Origin of the sequence: Geobacillus sp. JS12 (assembly GCF_001592395.1) — a bacterium.
GTDB lineage: Bacteria > Bacillota > Bacilli > Bacillales > Anoxybacillaceae > Geobacillus > Geobacillus zalihae.
On sequence record NZ_CP014749.1, the window covers coordinates 635,420 to 648,817 of the forward strand.

Here is a 13,398-nt window from a genome sequence, read left to right on the forward strand (position 1 = left end):
GAACGGCGTATGGCAAAGCGCGAACGAAAAGGCGGGCTGTCGGGCAGGCAAAAAGCAGCCATCCTGCTTATTTCCCTCGGCCCGGATGTGTCGGCCTCTGTCTATAAACATTTATCCGAGGAAGAGATCGAGAAGCTGACGCTGGAAATTTCCAACGTCCGTCAAGTGACGACGGAACAAAAAGAGGAAGTGCTTGAAGAGTTTCGACAGCTCGCCCTGGCGCAAGATTACATCGCCCAAGGCGGCATCGCCTATGCGAAAGAAGTGCTTGAAAAAGCGCTCGGCCCGGATAAGGCAATGCAGATCATCAACCGCCTGACATCAGCGCTGATGGTGCGGCCGTTTGATTTCGCCCGCAAAGCCGACCCGATGCAGCTGTTAAACTTCATCCAAAATGAACATCCACAAACGATCGCTCTGATTCTTTCGTATTTGGAGCCGGCGCAGGCAGGGCAAATTTTATCGGCGCTGCCGCAGGAAATGCAGGCGGATGTCGCCCGGCGCATCGCGCTGATGGACAGCACATCGCCGGAGATTATCAACGAAGTCGAGCAAATTTTGGAGCGGCGGCTGTCTGCGACCGTCGTGCAAGATTACACGCAAGCCGGCGGCATTGAGGCGGTCGTGGAAGTGCTGAACCAAGTCGATCGGAGCACGGAGCGGACGATTTTGGATGCCTTGGAAATCCAAGATCCGGAACTGGCCGAGGAAATCAAAAAACGGATGTTTGTCTTTGAAGATATCGTGACGCTCGATCACCGCGCCATTCAGCGCGTCATCCGCGAAGTGGATAACAATGACTTGATGCTGGCGCTTAAGGTGGCGAGCGATGAAGTGAAAGACATCGTCTTCCGCAACATGTCGACAAGAATGGCGGAGACGTTCAAAGAAGAAATGGAATATATGGGGCCAGTCCGGCTGCGTGATGTCGAGGAGGCGCAATCGCGCATCGTCGCCGTGATCCGACGTCTCGAAGAGGCTGGAGAAATCGTCATCGCGCGCGGGGGAGGAGATGATATTATTGTCTAACGTCATTAAAGCGCCGAAATTGGCGGTGCGCGCTGGGAAAAAGACGATCGTCGTGCAGCGCCATGTTTCCGATCTTCCATCGTCCGGCGACGATCGGCAACGGGAGATGGAAGCGGTCGCCGCCGCCAAGGAAGAAGCAGCCGAGCTTCGCCGCCAGGCAGAGCAATATTACGAATCGGTGCGCGAGCAGTTGGCCCGCGACAAAGAGGAATGGCAGCGTGAGAAAGAGCGCCTCATCGAGGAAGCGCGCGCCCGCGGGTATGAAGACGGCTATGCGGCTGGGCGCGAGGAGGCTTTGAGCGAGCACCGCGCGTTGATTGAGCAAGCCCGCCGCTTGGCGGAGCGAGCGAACACCGAATTTTACGCTCGCATCGAATCGACGGCTGAGGCGATGCTGGAGGTGGCGTTAAAAGCGGCCGAACGCATTCTCGGCGCCGCGCTTGAGGGCGATCGAAACGCTTTTTTGCCGCTCGTGCACCAAGCGTTGCAGGAAGTGCGCCAGCAAACGGAAGTGGCCGTTTATGTGCATCCGCACGGCTACGAAATCGTGGCAGAACAAAAAGAGCTGCTGAAATCTCTGTTTCCGCATCGCGTTGATCTATTCATCTACCCGGACGATGCGCTTCCTGAATATGGATGTGTCGTGGAGACGCCGTTTGGACGCATCGAGGCGGGCGTCGATGTACAGCTTGAGCGGCTGCGCGAGGCGCTCTACCGGCGATTGAAGGAGGGAGCGTTTTCTGAACTGGCAGGCGCTTCTTGATGAAATCAACGCTGTCGACTTGTATAAACGGTTTGGCAAAGTGTCGCGCGTCATCGGCTTGATGATGGAATCGAAAGGACCGAAAAGCTCGATTGGGGATCTTTGTTACATCCATGAACAGAGCGGATGCCGGAAAATTCCCGCCGAAGTCGTCGGCTTTCATGAACAGCACGTCTTGCTTATGCCGTTTTCCGCCACGACCCATATCGCTCCCGGCTGTTTTGTCGAAGCGACCGGCCGGCCGCTTGAAGTGCACGTCGGCGATGCGCTCATTGGCATGGTTCTGGATCCGCTCGGCCAACCGCTTGACGGGAGCCCGTTGCCGCCCGGGCTGAAGCCGGTTTCGGTCGAACGCGATCCGCCCAATCCGCTCGTTCGGCCGCCGATTGTCGAACCGCTTGAAGTCGGCATCCGCGTCATCGACAGCCTGCTTGCCGTCGGCAAGGGGCAGCGCGTCGGCATTTTTGCCGGCTCGGGCGTCGGCAAAAGCACGCTCATGGGAATGATTGCCCGCCATACGTCGGCTGATGTGAACGTCATCGCCTTAATCGGCGAGCGTGGCCGCGAAGTGCGCGAGTTTTTAGAGCGCGACCTTGGCCCAGACGGCTTGGCCCGCTCGGTCGTCGTCGTCGCCACGTCCGACCAGCCGGCGCTGATGCGCGTCAAAGGCGCCTATACGGCAACGGCGATCGCCGAATATTTTCGCGACCAAGGGGCGGATGTCATGCTCATGATGGACTCGGTCACCCGCGTCGCGATGGCGCAGCGGGAGATTGGCCTTGCCGTCGGTGAGCCGCCGACGACGAAAGGCTATACGCCATCGGTCTTCGCCCTCCTGCCAAAGCTGCTTGAACGGGCTGGAACGAACGCTTCCGGCACGATCACCGCGTTTTATACGGTGCTTGTTGACGGCGATGACATGAATGAGCCGATCGCTGATGCGGTGCGCGGCATTTTGGATGGCCATTTTGTGTTGGAACGCCAGCTGGCGAACAAAGGGCATTACCCGGCGATCAACGTGCTCAAAAGCGTCAGCCGCGTCATGCCCCATATTATCAGCGCAGAGCACCGCGAAGCGGCAAACCGGTTCCGCCGCCTTCTGTCCACTTATATCGATTCGGAGGATTTGATTCAAATCGGGGCGTACAAACGGGGGTCGTCCCAAGAAATTGATGAGGCGATCGAATTTTATCCGCAAATGATGGCGTTTTGCCGCCAAAACATCGATGAAAAAACGACGCGCGCCGAAAGCATTGATAGGTTGTTGCGCTTGCTGTCGGTTCGGTGAGAAATCGCGCGCCATGTTCAGACGATGAAAGGGTGAACAAATGTGACGCCGACGTTTCGGCTGCAAAAAGTGCTGGCGATGAAAGAAAAAGAAAAAGAAAAGGCGCTTGGCGAATACGAGGAGGCGGTCCGCCGGTTTGAGCAGGCAGCCGAAACGCTTTACCGCCTGCTCAAGGAAAAAGAAGAATGCGCGGCGGCTCGGGATGAACAGCTTCAAGCCGGCCTGTCCGTTGGAGACATTCGCCTTAGGCTGCAATATATGGCGAATTTAGAGCGGATGATCGACCATTATCAGCTCGTCGTCATGCAGGCGCGCGAGCAGATGCAGCGCCGGCAGCAGCGTTTGATGGAATTGAATATCGAAGTGAAAAAATACGAAAAAATGCGCGAGCGCATGAAGCGGTGGGCCGAGCAGCTTGAGAGGGAAGCGGAACGCCGCCTGCTCGATGAAATGGCGGTTCAACGTTTTGCAAGGCAAGGAGAGGTATAGATGGCGGAGAGCAAAGTTGAACAGGAAATGCAGGCGAGTTGGTGGCAATGGCTGTTGTTTGTCATTGTCATTCCGAGTGCGTTTGCCGCCTCCTTTCTGTTGTTGATTTTAAACATTGCCGGCGTTGATGTGGCCAAGGCGGCAAAGCAGTGGACCATAAAGGCGCCGTTTGTCTCCGAGTGGATCAACTGGAGCAAAAAGGAGAAAGCTTTGCAAAAAACGATTGAAGCTCAGCAGCAGACGATCAACCAGCAAAAACGAACGATCGCCGACCAACAAAAGCAAATCAAGCAGTTGAAAAACGAATTGGCGGCAAAGGAAAAGGAAATCGCCCAGCTGTCTGCGCCAAGCGGGAAAACGGACGCTCAGGCTGAGCCTGTTGACGAGCCGGCCTTGACGGAAGAAGATGTCGTCGGCATGTATGACGCCATGTCGGAAAAACAGGCGGCGGCGATTTTAGCGGAACTGCCTGAGAGCGAAGCGCTCCGTGTACTGAGCCAGATTGACGGCGACAAAGCGGCAGCCATTTTGGAACAAATGCCGGCTGGGCAGGCGGCGAAACTGTTGGCATCGTTAAGTAAAAGGGCGATGGGGAAGGAGGCGGCCGAATGAAAGTAACGATCACAGCAAACGCGCCGCTATCGGCAGGCGCTATGGCGGTGAAAAAAGAGGCGGAAAACGCAAACATGTTTGCGGCGTTGCTTGCTGATAAGCAACAAGAGTTATTGCCCGCTGGGGCAGAGACTAGCTTGCTTCAAGAGGAGTCGAGCAAAAACAAAGAGCCAGATTGGCAAAATGGTGGAATGGAAACGGGCGCAGCCGGACAACCATCTTCAGCGGAAAAGAAGCCGGCGCCAATCGAATCATTGTGGCTTGCCTCTTCCCTCGTGGCTGCTTGGGCTGTCGCTCCAATTTCGGCAGCTGCAGGCGCGCCGCTTTTAGCGGCGGATCAGCAGGCGGAAGGGAAAACGAGTGATCATGGGACATTTCCGTTTGTCGGTGCGATGAATGGTGAAGAAACGATTGCCGCTCAGCCGGCGGCCGATGAAGCGGGATTGGAACGTGCGTTCATAACCGACGGACAAAAACGTGGTCATATCGATGCTGAATCGGGTTCGCCTTCCAGCGGAAAAACCGGGATGTTTCCACTGCTCCTGAGCGACGGCGACCAGCGCCCGTTCCGTGAGCAGGGAGGCAACAGGGCGGTTGTCGCGCTGCCGAACGGAGTTTCTTCTGTGCGATCGGCTGGCGAAAAAGACGTTTCGCTGCCAAAAAGGGGGACAAGGGGCAGGGCGGCGAGGCTGCTCCTTCGTTCACCACTCCTCCTGCGCTTTTATCACCCTCCTTTTCATCTGTCGGGTTGGTCGGCGAGATGCCGGCGTCAGCTGGCGGAAGCGTCGCTGATCAAGTCGCCCACGCGCTAAGGTCGGCGCGGTGGATGAAGCTTCCAAACGGTGTCATGCAGCTTGTCATCCGTCTGCATCCGGAACATCTCGGGACGGTGACGGTGAAAATGACAGAGGAAGGTGGAAAGCTCGCCGCCAAGCTGCTCGTGGCCAACGACGCGGTGAAAGAGTTGCTCTACGCTCATTTGCCGCAGCTTGCTCAGCAGCTTGATGCGAGTTCCATCACGGTCGAAAAATGGACCGTTTGGTCGGATTATGACAGCCCCGCGATGCCGCCATATTCCGGGAACCGCCAAGGAGGGCAGCAGCAGGGCGAATCGCGGCAAAAACAAAAGCGGGAGCCATCATCTTCCTTCCCGTTTGCGCTAGACGGGATCGAAGCTGACGCATAAGGGGGAAAAGAACGAGGATGACAACGAATCCGATTGATGGAAGCTTATGGCTGACAAACGCGGTTCAGCCGGAACGGAAAACGGGCAATCAAATTTTAGGAAAAGACGACTTTCTCAAAATTTTGCTCGCTCAGCTCGAAAACCAAGACCCACTCAATCCGATGGAAGATAAAGACTTTATCGCGCAAATGGCGAGCTTCTCTTCGCTTGAGCAAATGATGAACATCGCCAATTTGATGCAGCAATGGATGCAAGCGTCAAGCCGCGATGCGCTTTTGCGCTACAGCGAATGGATCGGCAAAACGGTGCACTGGCAAGACGGCGAGACGACGATGAGCGCCGTCGTTCAATCGGTCATGCAAAAAGACGGCCAAGTGACTCTTGGGCTTGATAACGGGACAACGATTGCCGCGGATGCGGTTGTGAAAGTCGAACAAAAAGGATAAAAAGGGGAGAGGAAACCGATGCTTCGTTCCATGTATTCCGGAATCGGCGCCATGCGCAACTTTCAAACGAAGTTGGATGTCATCGGCAACAACATTGCCAATGTCAATACGTACGGGTTTAAAAAAGGACGAACGATTTTCAAAGATTTGATGAGCCAGACGATTTCCGGCGCCAGCGCTCCTGGCACTGCCGGCCGCGGCGGGACGAATCCAAAGCAGGTCGGGCTCGGTTCGCAGCTCGCGGCGATCGACACCGTCCATACGCAAGGCAGCTTGCAAACGACCGGCCGCGTGCTCGATTTGGCCATTTCCGGCGACGGGTTTTTCGTCGTCGGCGATGCGTCCGGCAACAATCGCATGTATACGAGAGCCGGGAATTTTTATCTCGATTCGCAAGGCTATATTGTCAATGCCGATGGCCAATATTTGCTCGGTGTTGGAAATAGCCGCCTTCAAGTTCCGACCGATGCGAAAAGCTTGAGCATCGGAGCGGACGGCCAAGTGACCATTGTGAACGCATCCGGCAACTTGCCAATCGGCACGATTCAGCTCGCGAAATTTGCCAACAATGACGGATTAGAAAAAGCCGGCAACAACTTGTTCCGCGAAACGACCAACTCTGGAGCGCCATCGATAGGGGCTCCGGGAGCGAACGGAACCGGAACGATCGTCTCCGGCGCGCTTGAGATGTCCAACGTCGACCTTGCTGAGGAATTCACGGAGATGATCGTCGCCCAGCGCGGCTTCCAGGCGAATACGCGCATCATTACGACATCGGATGAAATTTTGCAAGAGCTTGTCAACTTGAAAAAATAGAATAGGAGGTAGGGCGTGAGCGGCGTCTTGCGCCTGCTGCCCGATGATTTCGTTAACGAAGCTCAACGGCAAACGGTTTGTGCTCAATGCGTTGTACATCGAACAAATTGAAGCGTTTCCTGATACGACCGTGACGCTGACGAACGGAAAAAAATTCGTCGTTCGCGAAACGGTCGAGCAAGTGGCGGCGCGAGCGAGCGAATTTTACCAGCAGCTTGGTGTGTTTCGCTTACCGAAAGCAGGAGGATTGGACCGTGAAAGGGAATAAAGCAATCAAAACGATGATCATTGTGCTGGCGGTCATCGCTTTGGCTGGAACGGCGGCGCTTGTCGCGGTGATGAAGATGGGGCATGCGGAAAAACAAGGGGCGCCAAGCGCCGATGAACTGGCGGAACGATCGATCGACATTCCGGAAATGACCACCAATTTAGCGGACGGGCGTTATATTAAAATCTCATTTAAAATTGAAACAGACAGCGATCAAGGAAAAGAAGAGGCGGAGAAACGCGATTTTCAGATGAAAGACGTGATCATCGAGCAACTTTCGCAGATGAAAGCGGCCGACTTTAAAGGAAAAGAAGGACTGACGGCGCTGAAAGAGCGGCTGAAGCGCGAGATCAACGGATTGATGCAAGAAGGGAGAGTGGAGAACGTCTACATTACCTCTTTTATCCTCCAGTAGCCCTGTCATTGGAAGGGGGAAGATGAAATGACGGCCGGGGAAGTATTGTCGCAAAGCGAAATTGACGCGTTGCTCGCTGCGCTTTCTGCAGGGGAGATGAGCGCGGAGGAGCTGAAAAAAGAGGAGGAAGGCCGACGCGTCAAAACGTATGATTTTCGGCGGGCGCTCCGGTTTTCCAAAGATCAAATCCGCAGCCTGACGCGCATTCATGAAAATTTCGCCCGTCTGCTGACAACGTTTTTTTCCGCCCAGTTGCGCACATATGTGCAAATTTCGGTCGCATCGGCCGACCAAATTCCATACGAAGAATTTGTCCGCTCTATCCCAAAAATGACGATCATCAATGTCTTTGAGGTGCCGCCGCTCGGCGGGCATGTCCTTTTGGAAGTCAACCCGAACATCGCTTACGCCATGCTTGACCGGGTGATGGGCGGGCGCGGCGTCGGGATGGATAAAGTGGAGCATTTGACGGAGATTGAAACACGCATCATGTCCAATTTGTTTGACAAGGCGTTTGTCCATTGGCGCGACGCTTGGGAATCGGTGGCGGAAGTCGACCCGCTCTTTGTCGATTTTGAAGTCAATCCGCAGTTTTTGCGCATGATTGCGCCGAACGACACCGTTGTCGTCATTTCGCTCAACACGCAAATCGGCGAAGCGCGCGGCATGATGAATGTGTGCATTCCGCATGTCGTCTTGGAACCGATTATGCCGCGGCTGTCGGTGCATTACTGGATGCAGGCGCAAAAAAAGGAGCGTTCCCCCGAGGAAGCGAAACGGATCGAACAGCGCATCCGCGCGGCAAAATTGCCGATTATCGCTGAACTGGGAACGGCGGTCATCACGGTCAATGAATTTCTTCAACTCGAGGCCGGCGATGTCATTCAGCTCGAGCAGTCGATTCATGAGCCGCTCGTGGTCAAAATCGGCCATATTCCAAAGTTTATCGGCCAGCCGGGGAAGCGGAACAAAAAGCTGGCGGTGCAAATTTTAGCGATGATCGAGGGGACGAAGACGACCATGATGAATGATGGAATGTTGTCGCAGGATGAAATTGATGCTTTGTTGCGCGGAATGGACAGCGACGGACCTATTCCGGCGCTTCATGATCTTCTCTCTCCGCTTGAGCAGGACGCCCTTGGGGAAATCGGCAATATTTCTTTCGGCAGTTCGGCCACTGCCCTGTCGATGTTATTGAACCAAAAGGTGGAAATTACGACGCCAAGCGTGTCCATTATCGAGCGCACAAGCGTCGCGGATGAATTTCCGCAGCCATATGTCGCCATCCAAGTCAACTATACGGAAGGGCTGCTCGGGACAAACTTGTTGGTCATTAAACAGCAAGACGCGGCGATTATCGCTGATTTAATGCTTGGCGGCGACGGAACGGCGGCCGATGGTCCGCTCGGAGAGATTCAGCTGAGCGCTGTTCAAGAAGCGATGAACCAAATGATGGGTTCAGCGGCGACGTCGATGTCGACTGTCTTTGGCAAGCGGGTTGATATTTCCCCGCCGACGCTCCACCTGCTTGATTTGGCGGAAGGAAAAGGGATGGAATATTTGCCGGACGAAGACTTTTTCATTAAAGTGTCATTTCGGCTGAAAATCGGCGAGTTGATCGACTCAAGCATTATGCAGTTGTTGCCGATCGATTTCGCGAAAGAATTGGTTGCCCAATTGCTCGGCTCGCCGCTTGAGGAGCCGGGGGCAGCGGAAGTGAGCCTTAAGTCGTCGGCGGACGACCGGCCGTTTCACGAGCCGCAGCCTGTTCCAATTGACGTTCAGGCAAACGGCGGTGCGGCCGCTTCAGAAGCGGCGAGCCGCTCGACGGATGGACCGCCGGCTGGGCGGGCGGACAAGGAGAGGGATGGTGCAGCCGCTCGGCATATTCAAACCGCCGATTTCGTCGAGTTCGATGCCCCGCCGCTTGCGGCAACGGAGGCGCGCAATTTGGAGCTGCTGTTTGATGTGCCGCTGCAGGTGACGGTTGAACTCGGGCGGACGAAGCGGTCGGTGCAGGAAATTTTGCAGCTGTCGACTGGATCGATCATTGAGCTCGATAAACTGGCCGGCGAACCGGTCGATGTGTTTGTCAACAACAAGCTGATCGCGAAAGGCGAGGTTGTCGTCATCGATGAAAATTTCGGCGTCCGCATCACGGACATCATCAGCCAAAGCGATCGGCTGACAAAGTTAAAATAAACAGGCGTTTGGGAGGTTAGGGGACATGGCAAGAGTGCTTGTCGTTGATGATGCGGCATTTATGCGCATGATGATTAAAGACATTTTGACGAAAAACGGACATGAAGTCGTCGCCGAAGCGGCCGATGGACGGCAGGCGATCGAGAAATACAAGGAAACGCGGCCCGATGTCGTGACAATGGATATTACGATGCCGGAGATGGATGGGATTGCGGCGCTCAAGGAAATTAAAAAAATCGACAGCAATGCCAAAGTCATTATGTGCTCCGCGATGGGCAGCAGGCAATGGTGATTGATGCCATTCAAGCCGGAGCGAAAGATTTTGTGGTCAAGCCGTTCCAAGCGGACCGCGTCATCGAAGCGATCAACAAAACGATCGGGTGAGCGATCAGAGGTGGAAACGATGGCAATTTGGCGCTGGGCGGCCGTTTTGCTGGCAGCAGCCATCGCTTTGGGGCCGACGCCGGCATTGGCCGCCCAAAGCCCCACGGTCGCCGACTGTCTGCAGCATCCCGATTCATGCGGGCCGTCAGCTCCTTCTGGGCAACAGACAAACCAAACAGCGAATCAAGCCGCTGATGCGGTTTCCGCTTCCGATGTGCTTCGGCTCATCGGCGCGACCGCCTTTGTCCTCATTCTCCTTTATGCGGTGTTAAGGTGGATGTCCCGCCGTCAGTCGTTTGTTTCAAGCCAAAAGGGCGTCATCGAGCATCTCGGTGGGACGAGCGTCGGGACGAACCGCTCTGTACAGCTCATTAAAGTCGGCCGTCGGCTGCTCGTCATCGGTGTCGGTGATTCGATTCAGCTTCTGAAAGAAATTGAAGACGAACAAGAAATGAATGAACTGTTGGAGCAACATCGCGCACGGTTGGAGCGAATGGCGGAGTTCGGCCGGCTTGGCTCCTTCCTTCGAGGCGAGTGGACGGGGAAATCAAAGCGGAAAAGCGATTCGCTGTCATCGTTTTCGGCGCTGTTGGCGGAGGAGATGAAGCAAATGACTGAAAAACGGAACGAGTGGCTGAAGCGGCTGAAAGGGAAAGGAACGGCGGGCGATGAGTGAATTTGTCCATATGTTTGATTCGATGGCTCCCGAGCACGTGTCGACAGCGGTGAAGCTTCTTCTGTTGCTCACCGTGTTGTCGATCGCACCCGGCATTCTCATTATGATGACATGTTTTACGCGCATCGTCATCGTTTTGTCGTTTGTGCGCACGGCGCTCGGCACGCAGCAGATGCCGCCGAACCAAGTGCTCGTCGGGCTCGCCTTGTTTTTAACATTTTTCATTATGGCGCCGACTTGGAAAGACATCAACGATCAGGCATTGCAGCCGCTGTTTGCCGACAAAATTGACTTGGAGGAGGCGTATGAACGGGCGGCTGTTCCGCTGAAGCAGTTTATGAGCCAATACACCAGGCAGGAAGATTTGGCGCTGTTTTTATCATACAGCGGCGCCAAACAGCCGAAAACGGTCAACGACATCCCAATGACCGCGCTCGTGCCGGCATTTGCCATCAGTGAGTTGAAAACGGCGTTTCAAATGGGCTTTATGATTTTTATTCCGTTTCTAGTCATCGACATGATCGTCGCCAGCGTCTTAATGTCGATGGGGATGATGATGCTGCCGCCCGTGATGATTTCGCTGCCGTTTAAAATTTTATTGTTTGTCCTTGTTGATGGCTGGCATTTGGTCGTCAAATCATTGTTGCAAAGTTTTCAATAAAGATAGGTGGCGTTTATGAGTGCCGATTTCATCATCCGCCTTGCTGAACAAGGCGTATATATCGTGCTTGTCGTCTGCGGGCCGCTCTTGTTGTTGTCCCTTGCCGTCGGGCTTGTCGTCAGCATTTTCCAGGCGGCGACGCAAATTCAAGAGCAGACGCTCGCGTTTGTGCCGAAAATCGTCGCCGTCTTGCTTGGACTTGTGTTTTTTGGGCCGTGGATGCTCTCGAAAATGGTGTCGTACGCGCACGATATTTTCAACAATCTTGCTTCGTTTATAGGCTGATCGGCGATGGAACAAGCATGGACTTATTTTCCGGCGTTTTTGCTCTTCTTTGTCCGCGCCGCTTCGTTTTTCGCGGCGATGCCGTTGTTTTCCTATCGGACCGTGCCGGCTTCGTATAAAGCCGGATTGGCGTTTTTGTTCAGCTGGCTGTTGTTTTTGGCGATGCCCAAACCGGTGTTGGCGCTTGACGGTGTGTATGTATTGCTTGTCGTAAAAGAAGCGCTCGTCGGATTGGCGCTCGGGCTGCTGGCAGCGATCCTCATGGCGGCGATGCAAATCGCCGGCGGCTTGATCGATTTTCAAATCGGGTTTGCCATCGCCAACGTCATCGACCCGCAAACTGGAGCGCAAAGCCCGCTGCTTGGCGAATATCTTCATTTGCTCGCCCTGCTGCTTTTGCTCGCTCTCGATGGCCACCATTTGCTGCTTGACGGCATGTTTTACAGCTATCATTGGTTGCCGCTTGACCGCCTGCCGCACGTTGCTGACGGTCGGGCGGTGGAATACGCGGTGCGGGCGTTTGCTGCGATGTTCGCCGCCGCTTTCCAAATGGCGGCCCCGCTTGTCGGATCGCTCTTTTTAGTCGACGTGGCGCTTGGCATCATCGCCCGCGCGGTGCCGCAAATGAACATTTTTGCGGTCGGCTTTTCCGCCAAAACGGCAGCGGCGTTTTTGCTCCTGTTGGCGGGGATTGGGACGATATTGCTTGCGGCGCGCAGTGTATTTCACTTCATGTTTGCCTCGTTGCGCGAGTTGATGCGGCTGTTGGGGGGCGGATAAGATGGGCGAGTGGCGGCTCGATTTGCAATTTTTCGCTGGGGAAAAAACGGAAAAGGCGACGCCTCGCAAACGGCAAGAAGTGCGGGAAAAAGGACAGGTGGCCAAAAGCGGTGATGTCGTCTCCGCTTCCGTGTTGCTTGCTTCATTTCTTGCTTTGTCCTTGGTGGGGGCGTACGAGCGGGACGATCTGCTGCGGTTGTTCGCCCGCGCCTTGTCCGATTCTGCCTCCCCTTCGTTGACGGTTGACTCGCTTCACCGGCTGTTTCTTGACTGGCTTTCCCATGCATCCTTGCTTTTGGCGCCGCTGTTCGCCGCCGCAGTGCTGGCGGCTGGGTTGGCCAACTTTTTGCAAATCGGCGCTTTGTTCACCGTTGAACCGTTAAAAATGGATGGGAACCGCCTCAATCCCGTGCAAGGAATGAAACGGCTGTTTTCGTTGCGCGCCTTGGTCGAGCTGTTGAAATCCGTGTTAAAAGCTGGAATCATCGGTGCGGTCGTGTTTGCGGCGCTGTTGGCCGAACGAAGCGAGCTTGCGGCGCTCGTTTCCAAGACGCCGGGTGAGGTTTTGACTGTCGTCGGCGGCTTGACGGTGAAAATGGGGCTGTACGCCGCAGGGGCGCTCTTGTTTTTAGCGCTGTTTGATTACTTGTATCAGCGGTTTGAATTTGAAAAAAGCATCCGCATGTCCAAACAGGACATTAAAGATGAATACAAAAAGACGGAAGGCGATCCACTCATCAAATCGCGCATCAAGCAAAAACAGCGTGAGATGGCGATGAGGCGGATGATGCAGGAAGTGCCGAACGCGGATGTCGTCATTACCAACCCGACGCATTACGCCGTTGCCCTCAAGTATGAAGACGGCAAGATGGAAGCGCCAGTCGTCGTCGCGAAAGGGGCGGATTATATGGCGTTGAAAATCAAGGAAGTGGCGAAAACCCATGGCGTCGTGACGGTCGAAAATCGCCCGCTTGCGCAGGCGCTCTACCGCCAGACGGAAGTCGGCGACATGATTCCAGAGGCGTTTTTTAAGGCAGTGGCGGAAATTTTGGCGTACGTCTATCGGCTCAAAGGAAACGTGTAGCAACAAGGAGAGAA

General features: G+C 54.9%; 17 protein-coding genes and 2 pseudogenes. All 19 read left to right on the top strand.

The window, feature by feature from the left end; genetic code table 11:
- Nucleotides 1-9: 9 nt before the first annotated feature.
- On the top strand, nucleotides 10-1,029 hold the full coding sequence (fliG, locus tag A0V43_RS03240; RefSeq protein ID WP_015374407.1) for a flagellar motor switch protein FliG: 1,020 nt from the start codon (nucleotides 10-12) through the stop codon (nucleotides 1,027-1,029).
- Nucleotides 1,013-1,792, top strand: coding sequence for a flagellar assembly protein FliH (gene fliH / locus A0V43_RS03245; protein WP_063192369.1), 780 nt, complete (start codon nucleotides 1,013-1,015; stop codon nucleotides 1,790-1,792). The genes fliG and fliH overlap by 17 nt, the downstream gene beginning before the upstream one ends.
- A gap of 19 nt (nucleotides 1,793-1,811) precedes the next feature.
- Complete coding sequence (gene fliI, locus A0V43_RS03250; protein ID WP_063192370.1) at nucleotides 1,812-3,080, top strand: flagellar protein export ATPase FliI; 1,269 nt, start codon at nucleotides 1,812-1,814, stop codon at nucleotides 3,078-3,080.
- Between the two features lie 42 nt (nucleotides 3,081-3,122).
- Nucleotides 3,123-3,569 carry a flagellar export protein FliJ gene (gene fliJ / locus A0V43_RS03255; protein WP_014195451.1) on the top strand — a complete coding sequence of 149 codons (447 nt, stop codon included), beginning with the start codon at nucleotides 3,123-3,125 and terminating at the stop codon, nucleotides 3,567-3,569.
- Entirely contained in the window at nucleotides 3,570-4,181 is a 612-nt protein-coding gene (locus A0V43_RS03260) for a MotE family protein (RefSeq protein ID WP_063192371.1), read from the top strand.
- Entirely contained in the window at nucleotides 4,178-4,993 is an 816-nt protein-coding gene (locus tag A0V43_RS03265) for a hypothetical protein (RefSeq protein WP_236930904.1), read from the top strand. The genes A0V43_RS03260 and A0V43_RS03265 overlap by 4 nt, the downstream gene beginning before the upstream one ends.
- A gap of 14 nt (nucleotides 4,994-5,007) precedes the next feature.
- A complete protein-coding gene (locus A0V43_RS20145) occupies nucleotides 5,008-5,367 on the top strand; it encodes a flagellar hook-length control protein FliK (protein ID WP_236930905.1) in 360 nt (119 codons plus the stop codon).
- 17 nt (nucleotides 5,368-5,384) lie between these two features.
- Nucleotides 5,385-5,813 carry a flagellar hook assembly protein FlgD gene (gene flgD, locus A0V43_RS03270; RefSeq protein WP_063192372.1) on the top strand — a complete coding sequence of 143 codons (429 nt, stop codon included), beginning with the start codon at nucleotides 5,385-5,387 and terminating at the stop codon, nucleotides 5,811-5,813.
- Nucleotides 5,814-5,831: 18 nt separating this feature from the next.
- Nucleotides 5,832-6,629, top strand: a complete 798-nt coding sequence (gene flgG / locus A0V43_RS03275; RefSeq protein WP_063192373.1) for a flagellar basal body rod protein FlgG — start codon at nucleotides 5,832-5,834, stop codon at nucleotides 6,627-6,629.
- A gap of 43 nt (nucleotides 6,630-6,672) precedes the next feature.
- Entirely contained in the window at nucleotides 6,673-6,897 is a 225-nt protein-coding gene (locus tag A0V43_RS03280) for a flagellar FlbD family protein (RefSeq protein ID WP_014195456.1), read from the top strand.
- Nucleotides 6,884-7,312: a flagellar basal body-associated protein FliL gene (gene fliL / locus A0V43_RS03285; RefSeq protein WP_011230729.1), complete on the top strand. Its 429-nt coding sequence runs from the start codon at nucleotides 6,884-6,886 to the stop codon at nucleotides 7,310-7,312. The genes A0V43_RS03280 and fliL overlap by 14 nt, the downstream gene beginning before the upstream one ends.
- A 27-nt stretch (nucleotides 7,313-7,339) precedes the next feature.
- Nucleotides 7,340-8,343: pseudogene (fliM, locus tag A0V43_RS19960) on the top strand (flagellar motor switch protein FliM).
- Nucleotides 8,333-9,514, top strand: coding sequence for a flagellar motor switch phosphatase FliY (fliY, locus tag A0V43_RS19965; RefSeq protein ID WP_063193795.1), 1,182 nt, complete (start codon nucleotides 8,333-8,335; stop codon nucleotides 9,512-9,514). The pseudogene fliM and the gene fliY overlap by 11 nt, the downstream one beginning before the upstream one ends.
- Nucleotides 9,515-9,539: 25 nt before the next feature.
- Nucleotides 9,540-9,898 (top strand): annotated as a pseudogene (locus tag A0V43_RS03300) (response regulator).
- 19 nt (nucleotides 9,899-9,917) lie between these two features.
- Entirely contained in the window at nucleotides 9,918-10,574 is a 657-nt protein-coding gene (fliZ, locus tag A0V43_RS03305) for a flagella biosynthesis regulatory protein FliZ (RefSeq protein WP_063192374.1), read from the top strand.
- The gene (gene fliP / locus A0V43_RS03310; protein WP_020754637.1) at nucleotides 10,567-11,235 is read left to right on the top strand and encodes a flagellar type III secretion system pore protein FliP; all 669 of its coding nucleotides are present in this window, start codon (nucleotides 10,567-10,569) and stop codon (nucleotides 11,233-11,235) included. Before fliZ ends, fliP begins: the two co-directional genes overlap by 8 nt.
- A 15-nt stretch (nucleotides 11,236-11,250) precedes the next feature.
- Nucleotides 11,251-11,520 carry a flagellar biosynthesis protein FliQ gene (gene fliQ, locus A0V43_RS03315; RefSeq protein ID WP_011230735.1) on the top strand — a complete coding sequence of 90 codons (270 nt, stop codon included), beginning with the start codon at nucleotides 11,251-11,253 and terminating at the stop codon, nucleotides 11,518-11,520.
- Between the two features lie 6 nt (nucleotides 11,521-11,526).
- Nucleotides 11,527-12,300 carry a flagellar biosynthetic protein FliR gene (fliR, locus tag A0V43_RS03320; RefSeq protein WP_063192375.1) on the top strand — a complete coding sequence of 258 codons (774 nt, stop codon included), beginning with the start codon at nucleotides 11,527-11,529 and terminating at the stop codon, nucleotides 12,298-12,300.
- A 1-nt stretch (nucleotide 12,301) separates the two neighbouring features.
- Entirely contained in the window at nucleotides 12,302-13,384 is a 1,083-nt protein-coding gene (gene flhB, locus A0V43_RS03325; RefSeq protein WP_063192376.1) for a flagellar biosynthesis protein FlhB, read from the top strand.
- Nucleotides 13,385-13,398: the final 14 nt, after the last annotated feature.